3 protein-coding genes are annotated in these 16,074 nt (G+C 68.3%); all 3 read right to left on the reverse strand.

Annotated elements, in window-relative coordinates:
• Positions 1-3: 3 nt before the first annotated feature.
• From RCO38_RS03370 to RCO38_RS03380, 3 genes are read right to left on the reverse strand one after another with little or no spacing between them, the layout of a single operon-like run.
• Positions 4-819, reverse strand: a complete 816-nt coding sequence (locus tag RCO38_RS03370; RefSeq protein WP_308326878.1) for an efflux RND transporter periplasmic adaptor subunit — start codon at positions 817-819, stop codon at positions 4-6.
• Positions 809-2,686 carry a TolC family protein gene (locus RCO38_RS03375; RefSeq protein ID WP_308326879.1) on the reverse strand — a complete coding sequence of 626 codons (1,878 nt, stop codon included), beginning with the start codon at positions 2,684-2,686 and terminating at the stop codon, positions 809-811. Before RCO38_RS03375 ends, RCO38_RS03370 begins: the two co-directional genes overlap by 11 nt.
• A gap of 35 nt (positions 2,687-2,721) precedes the next feature.
• Positions 2,722-15,894 (reverse strand): Ig-like domain-containing protein, encoded by a 13,173-nt coding sequence (locus tag RCO38_RS03380; protein WP_308326880.1) that lies wholly within the window; start codon positions 15,892-15,894, stop codon positions 2,722-2,724.
• Positions 15,895-16,074 lie beyond the last annotated feature (180 nt).

Consider the following 16,074-nt stretch of genomic DNA (forward strand, 5'->3'; position numbering starts at 1 on the left):
GACTCAGCGCATGCCGGTGAACCTGGCGACGCCGCTCATGCCGGGCAGCAGGTCCGGATGGGACTTGGTCATGGTCGCTTCCAGCTCGATGGTCTGGCTCACCGGGTCGACCCGGCCGTTGATGCGGTGCACCTTGGCCTGGTAGGTCTGGCCGGTCTCGTCGATGGTGACGTCGAACACGTGGCCCATCTTCAGCGTCGAGATCCAGGCAGAGGGCACGTTCAGCTTCATCAGCAGCAGGCCGGAGCGCACCAGGTCCAGCAGCGGCTGGCCGGCGGACACCGTCATGTAGCTGCGCACATGCAGCTTGGCGGTGCGGCCATCCCAGGGCGCACGGATCGAGCACTGCGAGATCTGGAAGTTGTAGAGATCGACCTGGGCCTTGGCCTTGGCCACGGCGCTGGCCGCCAGCGCCACCTCGACGTCGCTGGCCTGCTCCAGGCCCTGCATGCGCAGCTTGGCCTCGTACTGTTCGGTGGCGGCGGCCTGGTCGGCCTTGGCCATCGCCAGGCGGGCGCGGGGTTCGTCGCAGTCCATGGACACCAGCACCGCCCCCTGCTTGAAGGGCACGCCCAGGCCGACGTGCAGCTGGGCGATGCGGCCCGGCACCGGGCTGGCCAGCACCGTCTCGCCCGCCGGCAGCACCAGCACGCGCACCGTGGCCGGGGCAGGCGCCGCAGCGGCGGCGGTTGCGGCCGTCGCCGCAGGCTTGGCGGGTGCGGCGGGGGTCTGGGCGGACGCGGCCATGGAAGCCGCACCCAGAAGGAGGGCCGCGCCAGCGGCGCGCCAGGGGTTCAGAGCAGACAGATCAGTCGACATGGAGCCATGATTTGATGTCGCCAAGATTGGCATTGAGCGCGGCCACCAGGCTGGACTCGTAGACCGAGGCCCGGGCGTTGGCCGGAATGGTAGTGGCAAAGCGCGCCTTCTGCGGCTGGCCCGACCCATCGGTCAGTTCCAGCGTCCAGGAGGCTTTCTCCACCCCGTTGTTTTCGGCCGCGGCGAACGCCAGCTTGAGTTCAATCCCGTCCTTGGCGTCGGTGGCGATCTGGTGGCGCCCCAGCAGCTCCGTCACCAGTGCCTTCATGCGCACCTGCTGCACCGGGTCCTGGATGCCCGCCAGGTTCACGTTCACCGTGGCCGCGCGCCCGAACAGGTTGGAGGACAGCGCGAACGCATCCTTCTCGGTGGCCTTCAGGTGCCCCTTGATGCGTTCGGTCAGCTGGGCCAGGTCGTTGCCCTCGAAGTCGTCGGCGATGGGGTCGAAGCCCAGCGTGTTGTACAGGCGCCCGAACGCGATGTGGGCGTTGGCGTAGGCGTTGGCGCGCTGGTACTGACCCAGCACGGCGCGGGCCTGGGTGCGGATCACCTCCAGCTCGCTCTCGAGCTTGGCGCTCATCGAGGCCTTGGTGAACGCCGCCAGGCGCGTGTCCACCTGGGCGGCCTGGTCCGCCAGCTTGAAGTCCTCCAGCGCCATCTTGTAGCGCTCGGCGCTCACGCGGGTCTGCGTCAGGATGGCCATGGACAGGGCCATGCGGCGCGCCTCGTCGGTCGCTTCCTGGTACTTCTGCGCGTCCTTCATGGCCGGCAGGGCCACCAGACGCATCAGGTTCCAGGCCAGGCTCACGCCGCCTTCGGACCAGCTGTTGTTGTAGCTGTAGACGTTGGAATCATGGCGGCGGCCGTAGTTGAAGGAGATGCCGGGCAGCACGCCCAGGATCTGCTTGCGCGCCTCGTCGGCCGTGATGCGCTTGCGGAAGTCTTCTTCGCGCAGCTCGGGGCGCTGCAGCAGCGCCATGTCTTCGAGCTTGGCGATCTCGCGCGGCGGGGTGGGCAGCGCGGTTTCGTTGGCCTCGGCCACCTGGAACTCCACGCCCGGGGGCACGTTCATGAGCGCGGCCAGCTCGCGCCTGGCGAACTCCAGGTCCTGGCGGCGCTGGTTCAGCAGCGTGGTGGCGTCCAGCAGCGCGCGCTGGTAGGCCAGCGCCAGGCCCGGCGGGATGACCTTCTGTGTTTCGGCTTCGCGCGAACGGCTCAGAGCCAGCGAGGCGCGCTGCAGGATGTCGTCGGCCTGCGCGTTCAGGCGCTGCGCGCCCAGGGCGCGCCAGTAGGCCGCGCGCACGTCCTGCAGCAGGTTCTGCACCACCTTGCGGCGGCGCTCTTCGGCGATGAGGAACTGGTCGCCCTGCTGGCGGGCGCGGTAGTAGGAGACGCCGAAGTCCAGCACGTTCCAGGAGAACTCGATGCCGCGCAGCGAGCGGCTGCGTTCGTCCGAGGTGGTCGGGCGCTCGGCGATCTCGCCGTCCAGGATGCCCACGCTGACGCCACCGGAGTCGTTGCTGCGGCGGGTGTAGCCGGCCGAAGCCACCATCTGGGGCAGCATGTCGTAGGCCGCGTAGTCGCTCAGGCCCATGGCCAGGGCCGACTCCATCTTCTTGAGGCGGTAGTCCAGGTTGTATTTGAGGGCGCGGGCCACCGCCTCTTCCATCGCGATCGGGGCGGTGATCGGCGCCTGGTCGACGTACATGCGGGCGGTGTCGGCCTTGACGCGATCGCGCACCTCCTCGGCCGTGATGGCCTTGGGCGCGACCGAACACCCGGCCACCAGGGCAGCGACCGCCAGGGCCATCAGGGTCTGCGGCAGGCGCTGCACCGCGCCGGAGGAGCTCAGTTGTTCTTGCTTCATGGGGATGTCCTTGTCCATTTCAGTATTCAGTGGGTTCAGCCGGCGACGGTGGAGCGGGTGATCGGGCGGGCACTGAGCGCCCGGTCCTTGGCAAAGCGCTGCAGCTGCTGGCGCAGACCCTTGGCCGCCTGGGGCTTGTCCAAGGGTTTTTCGACCGCCTTGAGCGTTTCCTTGACCGGAGCTTCGGGCGCCACCGGTTCGGCGGCGGCCTTGGTCAGCGGTTCGGTGCCTTGCTCGCGCAGCTGCGCCTGGGTCAGACGGGCGGCCGAGCCTTCGGGCTGCGGGGCGCCCAGCGCGAACTGGTCGGTCAGCGTCCCGAACCCGGGGGTGGCCGACTGGTTGGCGTCCACGGTGGCCGAGCGCAGCATCGATTCGAGCTGCGAGGCGCGCACCGCGTGCTGCACCCACAGGCTCGGATCGGTGGTGATCGGCTGGTGGCGCACCGCGTGCTGCACGTACAGCGCCGGGCTCGGCGCCTGCAGCTCGCCGTAGCCGGGCTCGCGCACCAGCCCCAGAGGCATGCCCTGCGCGTTGTTCGCGAACAGCAGGCTGTCGGGCAGCTGCGCCATGGCTTCGCCCAGCAGCGGTGCGCCCACGGGCAGTGCACCCAGCGGGGACGAGGACAGTTCCCTCTCTCCGCTGGCATCGGCCACGGCGTACAGCACGTGCAGTTCGCTGACGGTCGGCGGTGGCGACACCGGCGGGCGCGGCACCTCGGGCACAGGCGCCGGCGCGGGTGCCGGCGCGGGTGCCGGCGCGGGTGCCGGGGCAGGCGACGGAGCCGGCGCCGGTGCGGGCGCTGGCGGAGGTGCCGGCGGCGCTGGCGGCGGTGCGGTCGGCTCGCCCGGAATCGCGGCGAACGAGAGCACGGCGGACGACGTGGCGCTGCCATCGCTGATCGTGTAGGTCGCGCTGGGGATCGGCCCTGTGTAACCCGGCAGCGGGGTGAAGGTGAACGAGCCGTCCTGGTTGATCACCAGGGTGCCCACGCCAGGGATGGTGGCGGTGTCGCCCGGCGGGAAGCTGCCCGGCACACCGGTGATGGTGAAACCGGTGACCGTCAGCGGGTCGCCGTTCGGGTCGCTGTCGTTGGGCAGCACGTTGCCGGTGACCGGGGTGTCCACCGCGGTCGGCAGCGGGCCGTCGTTGGTCGCCACGGGCGCGCCGTTGGGCACATCGGCGAAGCTCAGCACCGCACTGTCCGTGCCGCCCTGGCCGTCGCTGAGGGTGTAGGTGGCCGGCGGCACCGGGCCGGCATAGCCGCTGGCCGGGGTGAAGGTGTAGCCGCCGTTGGTGCCGATCACCAGTGTGCCGACGAGGTCGCCGGCGTTGTCGCGGATCGTGGCAGTCTGGCCCGCGGCAAAGCCCTCGGGCGTGCCATCGCCGTTGGTGTCCACGGCAAAACCGGACACCACCAGCGGATCGCCGTCGACATCGCTGTCCACGCCCGAACCGTTGTTGTCGGTGATGACGTTGCCCGACACCGGTGTGCCCGGTGTGGTCGGGATCGGTCCGTTGTCGGTCGCCACCGGGGCGTCGTTCACCGGGTCCACCAGCAACCGGATGGTGGCCGTGGCGGTCAGGCCATCGGGGTCCTCGACGGTGTAGTTGATCGGCACCGGGGTGCCGGTGTTGTAGTAATCGGGCTCGGGCGTGAAGGTGAGCGTGCCGTCCGGGTTGAGCACCAGCTGGCCGATCGGATCGCCGCTGACCGGGTCGTTGATCACCACGGGCGTGCCGGGGGTCAAGTTGACACCGTTGATCTGCGTGATCTCCAGCGGCTGGCCTTCCGGATCGCTGTCGTTGGTCAGCGGGTTGAAGGTGACCGGCTGGTCTTCCTGGCCGCGCACGTTGTCGTTCTGCGCGATCGGCGGGTCGTTGGACGCATCCACCACGATGTTCAGGGTGGCGGTGTCGCTGCCGCCGTTGCCATCCGACACGGTGTAGACCACCGGCGGCACGGCGCCCTCGAAGCCGGGCTCCGGGTCGAAGGTGTAGCTGCCATCGGCGTTGACCGTCAATTCGCCCACGTTGAGGATGGTCAGCGGTGTGCCCGGCACGCCCGGCACACCATTGACGGTGAAGCCCGACACCGTGAGCACGTCGCCATCGGGGTCGCTGTCGACGCCGCCCGCGACCGGGCCGTTGCCGTCGTCGGTCAGCAGGTTGCCGCTCACGTTGGTGTCCGGCGCCGCAATGGCGCTGTTGTCTTCGGCCACCGGCGCGTCGTTCAGGCCGTTGACGGTGATGGTCAGCGTGGCGGCGGCGGTCTGGCCGGCCGGATCGGTGACGGTGTAGGTGAACACGTCCTGCACCGCCACACCGGTCGGCAGGGCCTGCGCCGCGGCGGTGGGGGTGTAGCCGTAGCTGCCATCGGCATTCAGCACCAGGGTGCCGTAGCTGCCCACCACCGGCGCACCCACGCCGCCCGCGGCGCCGTTGACGGCGCTCACCGAGAGGCTGTCGCCGTTGGGGTCACTGTCCACGCCACCCGGTGCCGCACCGCTCTGGATCACGCCGTTGGCGGCCGAGACCGTCAGCGCCGCGTCTTCCGTGGTGCTGTTGGTGTCCGGCTGGGCCACGGGGGCAAGGTTGTCCTCGCCCACTTCGATGGTGACCGTCGCGACCGCGGTCTCGCCCGACGGGTCGGCCACCGTGTAGCCGAAGCTGGCCGTGCCGGTGTAGCCGGTGGCCGGCGTGAACACCAGCTGGCCGCCGACCAGTGCCACCGTGCCATTGGCCACGGGAACGGCCGCGCCGCCCTCGGTGATCGCCTGGCCGTCCACCGCCGTCACCGCCAGGGTGTCGCCATCCGGATCGCTGTCGTTGCCCCGCACATCGACGCTCACCGGCGTGCCCACCGGCGTCACCGTCGCATCGTCGCTGGCGACCGGCGGGTCGTTCACCGGCGTCACCGTGACCGTCACCTGGGCATTGAGTTCGTTGCCCAGGCGGTCTTCCACCGTGTAGTTGAAGGCCACCGGGCCGTTGAATCCGGGCGCCGGTGTGAAGACCAGCTGGTCGTCGGTCGGGTCGGCCGGGTCGCCCCCGCTGAGGCTGACCACGCCGATCGGCAGCCCGGTGCCGCTGTCCACCAGCGTCACCGGAGAGCCCGACGAGATGGGGCTGCCGTTGATCTCGGTGATGGTCAGGGGGCCTTCGCTGCCAGGATCGTCGTTGTCCAGCACGTCGATGGTCACCGGCGTGTCTTCCGGCGTGGTGGCGTTGTCGCCCACGACCGAAGGTGTCTCGCTCAGCGGCGTCACCGTGATGTTCAACGTGGCGGTGTCGGTGCCGCCGTTGCCGTCGCTCAGCGTGTAGACCACCTGGGGCGCATTGCCCACGAAGGCGGGCAGCGGGTCGAAGGTGTAGCTGCCATTGCTGTTGATGGTCAGGTCACCGACACCGGGGATGGTGAGCGGGCTGCCCACCACACCGGACACGCCGCCGACGGTGAAGGCACTCACGCTGAGCGTGCCGCCATCCAGGTCGCTGTCCACGCCGTCACCGGTGTTGTCCGTGATCAAGTTGCCGCTGACGTTGGTGTCCTGGATCGTCGTGGCCACGTTGTCGGTGGCCACCGGTGCATCGTTGACCGGCGCCATCGTCAGCGTCAGCGTCGAGGTGTCCGTGCCGCCCTGGCTGTCGCTCACGGTGTAGGTCACCACCGGAATCGCACCGGCGTAGTTGGCCGCCGGCACGAAGCTGTAGCTGCCGTTGCCGTTGATCGTCAGTGCGCCCACGCCGGCGATGGTCGCCGTCTGGCCCGCCGTGTAGGCCGTCGCGTCGCCCGCCACCGTGAAGCCGCTGATGGACAGCGGGTTGCCGTCCACGTCGCTGGCGTTGTTCAGCAGGTCGCCCGCGGCGCCGTCGGCCACCGTCAGCGTCGTGTCTTCCGTGACCGTGTTGGTCTCGTCACCGTCCACCGGCGCGTCGTTGACCGGCGCGATGTTCATCGTCACCGTCGCCGTGTCCGTGCCGCCGCGGCCGTCGTCCACCGTGTACTGGAACGTCACCCCGTTGCCGTTGAAGTTCGCATTGGGCGTGAAGGTCAGCGTGCCGTTCGCGTTCAGGCTCAGCACGCCCTCGGGCAGCGTCACCGGCGAGCCGGTCGTGATCGGGTTGCCGTTGATCTCGGTGATCGACAGCGGGTCGCCGTCCGGGTCCGTGTCGTTGGACCTCGGGTCGAAGCTCACCGGGCTGTCCTCACTGCCCGCCACCACGTTGTCCTGCGCCACCGGCGGGTCGTTCACGTCGTCGATCACCACGTGCACGTTGGCCGTGTCCGTGGCCGTGCCGTCGCTGATCGTGTAGCCGAAGTCCACCGCACCGTTGAAGCCCGCCGCCGGCGTGAACGTGATCGTGCCGTCCGCGTTGAGCGTGGCCGTGCCGTTGGCCACCGCGATGGGCACACCCACCGTCGCCGCCTGGCCATCGATCTGCGTCACGGTCAGCGTCTCGCCGTCCACGTCCGTGTCGTTGCCCAGCACCGCAATCGTCACCGGCGTGTCTTCGGCCGTCGTGCGGCTGTCGTCCACCGCCACCGGCGCGTCGTTCAGACCATTGACCGTGATGGTCAGCGTGGTCGTGGCCGTCAGGCCGCCCGGGTCGCTGACCGTGTAGGTGAACACGTCGCTCTGGCTCTCGCCGGCATCCAGCGCCTGCGCCGCCGCGTTGGGCACGTAGGTGTAGCTGCCGTTGGCGTTGAGCGTGAGGTTGCCCCAGGCGCCGGAGAGCACCGCGCCCACCGTTCCAGGCGTGCCGCCGAAGGAGACCGCGCTGACCGAGAGCGTGTCGCCGTCGATGTCCGTGTCCGCGCCGACCGCCCCCAGGATCACCCCGTTGGCCGCGTTCACGCTCAGCGTCGCGTCTTCCGTCGTGCTGTTGGTGTCCGGGTTGGCTTCGGGCGCATCGTTGATGCCGCCCACGTTGACCGTCACCGTCGCCATGTCGGTGCCGCCGTTGCCGTCGCTGATGACGTAGGTGAAGGTGTCGGTGCCCGTGAAGTCCAGGTCCGGCGTGTACACCAGGTTGCCGCTGCCATCGAGCGTCACCGTGCCGTTGGCCGGGTCGGTGAAGCTGCTGACCGTCAGGCTGTCGCCGTCCACGTCGCTGTCGTTGGAGCGCACCAGGATCGTCACCGGCGTGTCCTCCGGCGTGGTCGTGCTGTCGTCCACCGCCACCGGCGCGTCGTTGACCGGCGTGACCATCACGTTCACGTTCGCCGTCACCGGCGTGCTGCCGTCCGTGGCGGTGTAGGTGAAGCTCACCGGGCCGTTGTAGTCGGGCGCCGGCGTGAAGGTGATGGTGCCGTTGGCGTTGAGCGTGGCGCTGCCGTTGGCCACCGCCACCGGCACCCCCACCACCGCCGCCTGGCCGTCGATCTGCGTCACGGTCAGCGTGTCGCCGTCGGCGTCGCTGTCGTTGAGCAGCACATCGATGGTCACCGGCGTATCTTCCGGCGTGGTCGCCACGTCGTCCGAGATCGAGGGTGTGTCGTCCAGCGGCGTGACCGTGATGTCCAGCGTGCTGCTGCTGCCCGTGTTGGTGGTGTACGTCACCTGCGGCACGCTGCCGTTCCAGTCCGTCTCGGGCGTGAAGGTGTAGTCGCCGTTGCTGCCCAGGGTCAGCGTGCCCACGCCGGCGATCACCGCCGTCTGGCCCGCCGTGTAGGCCGTCGCGTCGCCCGCCACCGTAAAGCTGCTGACGCTCAGCGCATCGTCCACGTCCACGTCGTTGGCCAGCACGTTGCCCGTGGCCGGGATGTCCTCGGGCGTGGTGTCCGTGTCCGCCGTGAGCACACTCGGATCGTTGACCGGCGCCATCGTCAGCGTCAGCGTCGAGGTGTCCGTGCCGCCCTGGCTGTCGCTCACGGTGTAGGTCACCACCGGAATCGCACCGGTGTAGTTCGGGGCCGGCGTGAACGAGTAGGAGCCGTCGGGGTTGATCGTCAGGTCGCCGACGCCCGCAATCGTGGCCGTGTCGCCTGCGGTTCGCAGGCTGCCGTTGACGGTGAAGTCGGTGATCGTGAGCGGGTTGCCGTCCACGTCGCTCGCGTTGTTCAGCAGATCGCCCGCAGCGCCGTCGGCCACCGTCAGCGTCGTGTCTTCCGTGACCGTGTTGGTCTCGTCGCCGTCCACCGGCGCGTCGTTGACCGCCGCCATGGTCAGCGTCAGCGTCGAGGTGTCGGTCCCCCCGTTGCCGTCGCTCACCGTGTAGGTCGCCACCGGAATCGCACCCGTGTAGTTGGCCACCGGTGTGAACGAGTACGAGCCGTTGCCGTTGATGGTCAGCGCGCCCACGCCGGCAATCGTCGCCGTCTGGCCCGCCGTGTACGCCGTGGCGTCGCCCGCCACCGTGAAGCCGCTGACGCTCAGCGCATCACCATCGACATCGCTGGCGTTGGCCAGCAGGTCGCCCGCGGCACCATCGGCCACCGTCAGCGTGGTGTCCTCCGTCACCGTGTTGGTCTCGTTGCCGTCCACCGGCAGATCGTTCACCGGCGCCATCGTCAGCGTCAGCGTCGAGGTGTCCGTGCCGCCGTTGCCGTCCGTGACCGTGTAGGTCGCCACGGGAATCGCCCCCGTGTAGTTGGCCACCGGCGTGAAGCTGTACGAGCCGTTGCCGTTGATGGTCAGCGCGCCCACGCCGGCAATCGTCGCCGTCTGGCCCGCCGTGTAGCTGGTCGCATCGCCCGCCACCGTGAAGCCGCTGATGCTCAGCGCGCTGCCTTCGACGTCGCTGGCGTTGTTCAGCAGGTCGCCCGCAGCGCCATCGGCCACCGTCAGCGCCGTGTCTTCCGTGACCGTGTTGGTCTCGTCGCCGTCCACCGGTGCGTCGTTGACCGCCGCCATGGTCAGCGTGAGCGTCGAGGTGTCGGTCCCCCCGTTGCCGTCGCTCACCATGTAGGTCGCCACGGGAATCGCACCCGTGTAGTTGGCCACCGGAGTGAACGAGTACGAGCCGTTGCCGTTGATGGTCAGCGCACCCACGCCGGCAATCGTCGCCGTCTGGCCCGCCGTGTAGGCCGTGGCGTCGCCCGCCACCGTGAAACCGCTGATGCTCAGCGCATCACCATCGACATCGCTGGCGTTGGCCAGCAGGTCGCCTGCAGCGCCGTCAGCAACCGTCAGTGTGGTGTCTTCCGTCACCGTGTTGGTCTCGTTGCCGTCCACCGGCAGATCGTTCACCGGCGCCATCGTCAGCGTCAGCGTCGAGGAGTCCGTGCCGCCGTTGCCGTCCGTGACCGTGTAGGTCGCCACGGGAATCGCCCCCGTGTAGTTGGCCACCGGCGTGAAGCTGTACGAGCCGTTGCCGTTGATCGTCAGCGCGCCCACGCCGGCGATGGTGGCCGTCTGGCCCGCCGTGTAGGCCGTCGCGTCGCCCGCCACCGTGAAGCCGCTGATATTCAGCGGATTGCCGTCCACGTCCGTGGCATTGGCCAGCAGGTCCTGAGGCGAGCCGTCGGCCACCGTCAGCGCCGTGTCTTCCGTGACCGTGTTGGTCTCGTCGCCGTCCACCGGTGCGTCGTTGACCGGGGTCATGGTCAGTGTCAGCGTGGACGCATCGGTGCCGCCGTTGCCGTCCGTGACGGTGTAGGTCGCCACCGGAATCGCACCCGTGTAGTTGGCCACCGGCACGAAGCTGTAGCTGCCGTTGCCGTTGATGGTGAGCGCACCCACGCCGGCGATCGTCGCCGTCTGGCCCGCCGTGTAGCTGGTGGCATCACCGGCCACCGTGAAGCCGCTGATGCTCAGCGCATCACCGTCGACATCGCTGGCGTTGGCCAGCAGGTCGCCTGCAGCGCCGTCGGCCACCGTCAGTGTGGTGTCCTCCGTGACGGTGTTGGTCTCGTCACCGTCCACCGGTGCATCGTTGACACCGACCACGTTGATATTGACGACCTCGGTTTCCGTCACGCCACTGGGGCTGGTGACGGTGTACGTGAAGCTGTCCGGGCCGGTGTAGTCGGGTTCGGGTGTGTAGGTGAACTCGCCGTTGCTGCCCACCACCAGCGTGCCATGACTGGGACTGGTGTTGCCAGTCACCGTGGGCGTGCCCTCGAAGTTGTCCGCGCTGGCACCACCGGTGCCGGTCAGTACGTTGAAGGTGACCGGGGTTTCCTCGTTGGTGCTGACGTTGTCGGTGACGGTGTCCTGCACCGGCGTGATCGCCACCTGCACGACGTCGGTGGTGGTGGCGGACCCCGAAATGTTGATGGCGTCCAGGAAGTTGCCGAACGTGGGGTTTCCTCCGGCGGCGCTGACGCTGTTGAACTGGAGCACCACGGCATTGCCGGTGGCCGGCCCCAGATTGGCCTGGTACTGCTGCCACGCGGCGTTGCCGGTGGTGTAGTTCTGGCTGAACAGCACGGTGTCGTCGCCACCGCCCAGCACCCCATCGGCCCCCAGGTCGATGGCGGTGACGTTCATGGTGTCGTCACCGGAACGGCCCCGGTGGGCGAACGACAGTTCGAGGTCGCCACCGGCGATGGACGGGGTGAAGGTCTGCGACAGGGTGGACACCAGGTTGGCGTTGAGCTCCGCGAACTGGTCGCCCTCGAAGGCCTCGACGCCGTTGTGGCCGGAGTCCCAGATTTCGATGGTGTTGTCGCTGGCCGAGGTGTCCCAGCCAGGCACCAGCGACTCGTTCACCGCGTGGTAGGCATTGGCGTCCGCAAAGTCAGGGCTCTCAAAGCCTGCGTTGACAAAACCCAGGTCCAGTGGACGCTTGAGCGTGACTTCGAGGTCCGCGGTGGTCGCGCTGTTGTAGTCGGCCGTCGGCGTGAGCGTGAGTCCGTTGAGGGCGGCGTTGACCGATGTGATCGTGCCGGTCAGGATGATCTGGTTGCTGCCGTTGCCGCTGACGCTGACCAGGCCCGCGGTGCCCGAGAGCTGCAGGCTGCCGATGTCGGCCGGAATTTCCAGCGTCACCTGGACCACGGCATTGGTGTTGTCGGGGTCGGTGATGGAAATGGCATTGCCGTTGGCGTCGGAGAACACCAGTGGTGTGTCCTCGGTGGTGGACACCGTGGGCGGGGCGTTGGTTTGCGGAGCGGAGGTGATTGACACATCCACCGTGTAGGTGTTGCTGCCGCCCAGACCGTCGCTGACGGTGTAGGTGAAGCTGTCCGATCCGCTGTAGCCGGGTTCGGGGGTGTAGATGTAGCTGCCGTCGGCATCGACGACCACGGTCCCATGGCTGGGCGCGGTGGTCTGCGTGTAGGTGATCGGGTCACCTTCCGGGTCGCTGGCCGTCGGCAGGTTGCCGGCAAACGGTAGGTCCTGGGGAGTGGAGATCTGGTCGTTCGATGCCACCGGAGGGTCGTTGACCGCCGCCATGGTCAGCGTCAGCGTCGAGGTGTCGGTCCCCCCGTTGCCGTCCGTGACGGTGTAGGTCGCCACCGGAATCGCCCCCGTGTAGTTGGCCACCGGAGTGAACGAGTAGCTGCCGTTGCCGTTGATGGTCAGCGCACCCACGCCGGCGATCGTCGCCGTCTGGCCCGCCGTGTACGCCGTGGCGTCGCCCGCCACCGTGAAGCCGCTGATGCTCAGCGCATCACCATCGACATCGCTGGCGTTGGCCAGCAGGTCGCCCGCGGCACCATCGGCCACCGTCAGCGCCGTGTCCTCCGTCACCGTGTTGGTCTCGTCACCGTCCACCGGCAGATCGTTCACCGGCGCCATCGTCAGCGTCAGCGTCGAGGTGTCCGTGCCGCCGTTGCCGTCCGTGACCGTGTAGGTCGCCACGGGAATCGCCCCCGTGTAGTTGGCCACCGGCGTGAAGCTGTACGAGCCGTTGCCGTTGATGGTCAGCGCGCCCACGCCGGCAATCGTCGCCGTCTGGCCCGCCGTGTAGCTGGTCGCATCGCCCGCCACCGTGAAGCCGCTGATGCTCAGCGCGCTGCCTTCGACGTCGCTGGCGTTGTTCAGCAGGTCGCCCGCAGCGCCGTCGGCCACCGTCAGCGTCGTGTCTTCCGTGACCGTGTTGGTCTCGTCGCCGTCCACCGGAGGGTCGTTGACCGCCGCCATGGTCAGCGTCAGCGTCGAGGTGTCGGTCCCCCCGTTGCCGTCGCTCACCGTGTAGGTCGCCACCGGAATCGCACCCGTGTAGTTGGCCACCGGTGTGAACGAGTACGAGCCGTTGCCGTTGATGGTCAGCGCGCCCACGCCGGCAATCGTCGCCGTCTGGCCCGCCGTGTACGCCGTGGCGTCGCCCGCCACCGTGAAGCCGCTGACGCTCAGCGCATCACCATCGACATCGCTGGCGTTGGCCAGCAGGTCGCCCGCGGCACCATCGGCCACCGTCAGCGTGGTGTCCTCCGTCACCGTGTTGGTCTCGTTGCCGTCCACCGGCAGATCGTTCACCGGCGCCATCGTCAGCGTCAGCGTCGAGGTGTCCGTGCCGCCCGCGCCGTCGGACACGGTGTAGGTGATCACCGGGACGGCATCGTCGAAGTCGGGCAGCGGCGTGAAACTGTAGCTGCCGTTGCTGTTGATGGTGATCGATCCCACACTGGGAATCACCAGGGGCGTGCCCACCACGCCCGCGCCGACGCCGGGCACAGTGAAACCGGTGACGGTGGCCGTGCCGCCGTCGATGTCGACGGTGTTGTTCAGCAGATCGCCCGCGGCGCCGTTGGCCACCGTCAACGTGGTGTCTTCCGTGACCGTGTTGGTCTCGTTGCCGTCCACCGGTGCGTCGTTCACGGCACTCACGGTGATGTTGACCGTGTCGCTGTCGAAGAGCCCGGCCACGTCGGTCGAGCGGACCGTCAGCACGGCCGGACCGAAGTAGTTGCTGGTCGGCGTGTAGGTGATGGACGCCAGAGCGGCGTTGATCTGTGCCGAGGTGCCCGACAAGGTCAGCGTGCTGGTGCCGTTGGTGCCCGACGAGATGGTGGCCCCTCCCGCCAGGCTCACGTTCAGCACGCCGTTGGTCACAGTCAGCTGGGTGGTGGCCAGATTGCCGTCCGGGTCGCTGGTCGACACACCGGTGATGGTCAGCGTGCCGTCTTCGGCCACGGTCTGTGCCCCCGGCACCACGTTGACTGGCGGCCGATTGTTCAGACCGAAATCGATCGCCAGGTTGCTGGAACCGATCTGGCCGACGTCCGCAGTGGCATTGGTGTTGCCACCGGCCGTGGTGTAGGTCCGACCGGCCCCCAGCACGTTGCCGGTGTCGGTCACCTGCACGATGTAGCTGCCCGGCAGCGCGCCGGTGAACAGGTAGAAGCCGTTCGCATCGGTGGTGTCGGTCGCCAGCACCCGCTCGCCGGCGTCTACCACGCCGTTGTTGTTCACGTCGTCCACCAGCCGCACAGTCACACCCGCGATGCCGGAGTCGGTGCCGTCGAAGCTGCCGTTGCCATTGGTGTCGGTGAAGACGCGGTCACCGATCTGCGCAGTGGGCGGAGTCCAGCTGGCGGCGTCGTTCAGCGCGCCCAGCGAGGTGGTGCCGTTGGTGGTGATGCTGATCGCCGACCCGATCAGGGCCCCGGTGGTGGGGTTGTACTGCTGGATGGCGGTGCTCAGCAGGTAGTTGCCACCGGCCTGGGTCTCGGCACCCTGGGTGTTGGTGGTCGCCACAGACAGCGTACCGGCGTTGGTTGCGGACGTGCCCGCACCGTTCAGGGTGTAGCGCGTGACGTTGACCGCCGTGCCCGCGCCGTTCAGCGACGAGCTCTGCAGCGAGTTGGTGGCGGCGTCGTAGCCCAGGTCGCCCCAGTCGTTGCCGGTGATGTTGGTGACCAGGGCGGCGATGCCGGTCACGGTGCGCCCGTCGGCCGAGAAGGTGAGGCGGTAGATGGTGTCGTCGGACGTGGTCCCGAAGCCATCGCCCCCCAGGTTGTTCTCGACGCCCAGGTACAGGAACCCCGTGCTGTCCACAAAGGTGGCCGCGCCACTGCCCACACCGGTGGCACCCACGGTCACGTTGGTGGCCAGGCCCGTGGTCAGGTTGCTGTCCACGACGATGTGGACATTGTTGATGTAGTCGTACGCGAACAGCGCAACGTTGGTGTTGGCGGACGTGTTGGACGTGTAGTAGATGAGGCCTGCGTTGTGGTTGACGGACAGCGAGTTGATGCCGTTGGCGGTGTTGAGCGCCACACCCCCGACGGTCGCCGGCACCGTGGTCAGCAGCGTGGCTTTGCCGGTGGTGGCATCGATGCTGTAGATCGACATGCCCACCGAGCCGAGGAATGCACCGCTGCCGACGTTGACCGCCGTGGTCAGCAGACCCGCCCATTCGGAGGCGGAAATCACCGTGGTCTCGATGGCATCGCCCACCTGGGTCTCCAGCACCCAGTCGCCACCCAGGGCCTCGGCCCCCGTGTCGTCGCTGGAAGCCGCCACATCGGCGCCCGTGGCATCGGCCAGGGCCTCGACAAACGCCAAACCGTCTGCAGACGACGATACGTCGCAGCCGTACAGAAGAATGTCCGCCTCCTCGGCAAGCGCCGCACGGATGATGGCCAGCTCGTCGGCATGCATCCCCGTGATCGAGGTGGTGTCCAGGGCCGCGTTGCCCAGTTCCAGACGGCCCGGTGTCCCGTGGCTGATGATGTGGATCGCGTCGATGCCGGTGCGGCCGTTGAGGAATTCGGCCATCTGCTCCAGGCCGTCCCGGTCCGCGTCCAGCACATACACCTCGCCCGGATGCCAGCTCAGCTGCCCGGCCACATCAGCGGCCACCGCGTCCACGAAGATGATCTCCACTCGCTCGTCGGTGTCGGCCACGGAGGCTTCGTCTGTTGCCAGATCGTCCGCGGCCGTGGTCTCCGCAGCCTCCCCGGCTGCTGCATCCGCGTCGGGATCCGCGTCCGCTTGCACCGACTCGTCCGGCGCGGCTGCAGACCCGGCGTCTGTGTCAGCGTCCACTTCGTCGGCCGCTGGCGTCTCATCGGACGCCGTGCTGGTGGCCGCAGGCACGACCACGGGCTGTTCGGCCTCGGGTTCCTCCGGCGCCTCGTCCACCGCAGCGTCTGTTGTCTCGGTTTCAGCCGCGACGTCGAGTACGGTGGCTGGCAGCGCAGCATCGAAGACGATCCGCTGCTCCAGGACGATCTGGCTCGACAGGGCCCGTTCCGGCGCTCTGCGCGCCTTTCGCCCCGACGAGACCCTGCGACCACCGGACGTCGCCACTTCAGAGGCGGCCACGTAGGTTCCCAGGGACTCGTTCCAGATCGACTTGTATGACTTGTTCATGCTGGTGCTCTATTTGCAACAAGGCGATACAGGACGCCCAATTTGTTACTTATGAAGTACCAGCCGAGGGTATCAAAATTGATGAAGTCTCAGCGACCGCATAGCCCTTTTGGTTCACATTTCCGTAATTTCCTGCACAGGTGAGCGGCGACCGCTGTACATCTTCGACGACGGAAAAGC

Origin of the sequence: Hydrogenophaga pseudoflava (genome assembly GCF_031020795.1) — a bacterium.
In the GTDB taxonomy this organism is placed as follows: domain Bacteria; phylum Pseudomonadota; class Gammaproteobacteria; order Burkholderiales; family Burkholderiaceae_C; genus Hydrogenophaga; species Hydrogenophaga pseudoflava_A.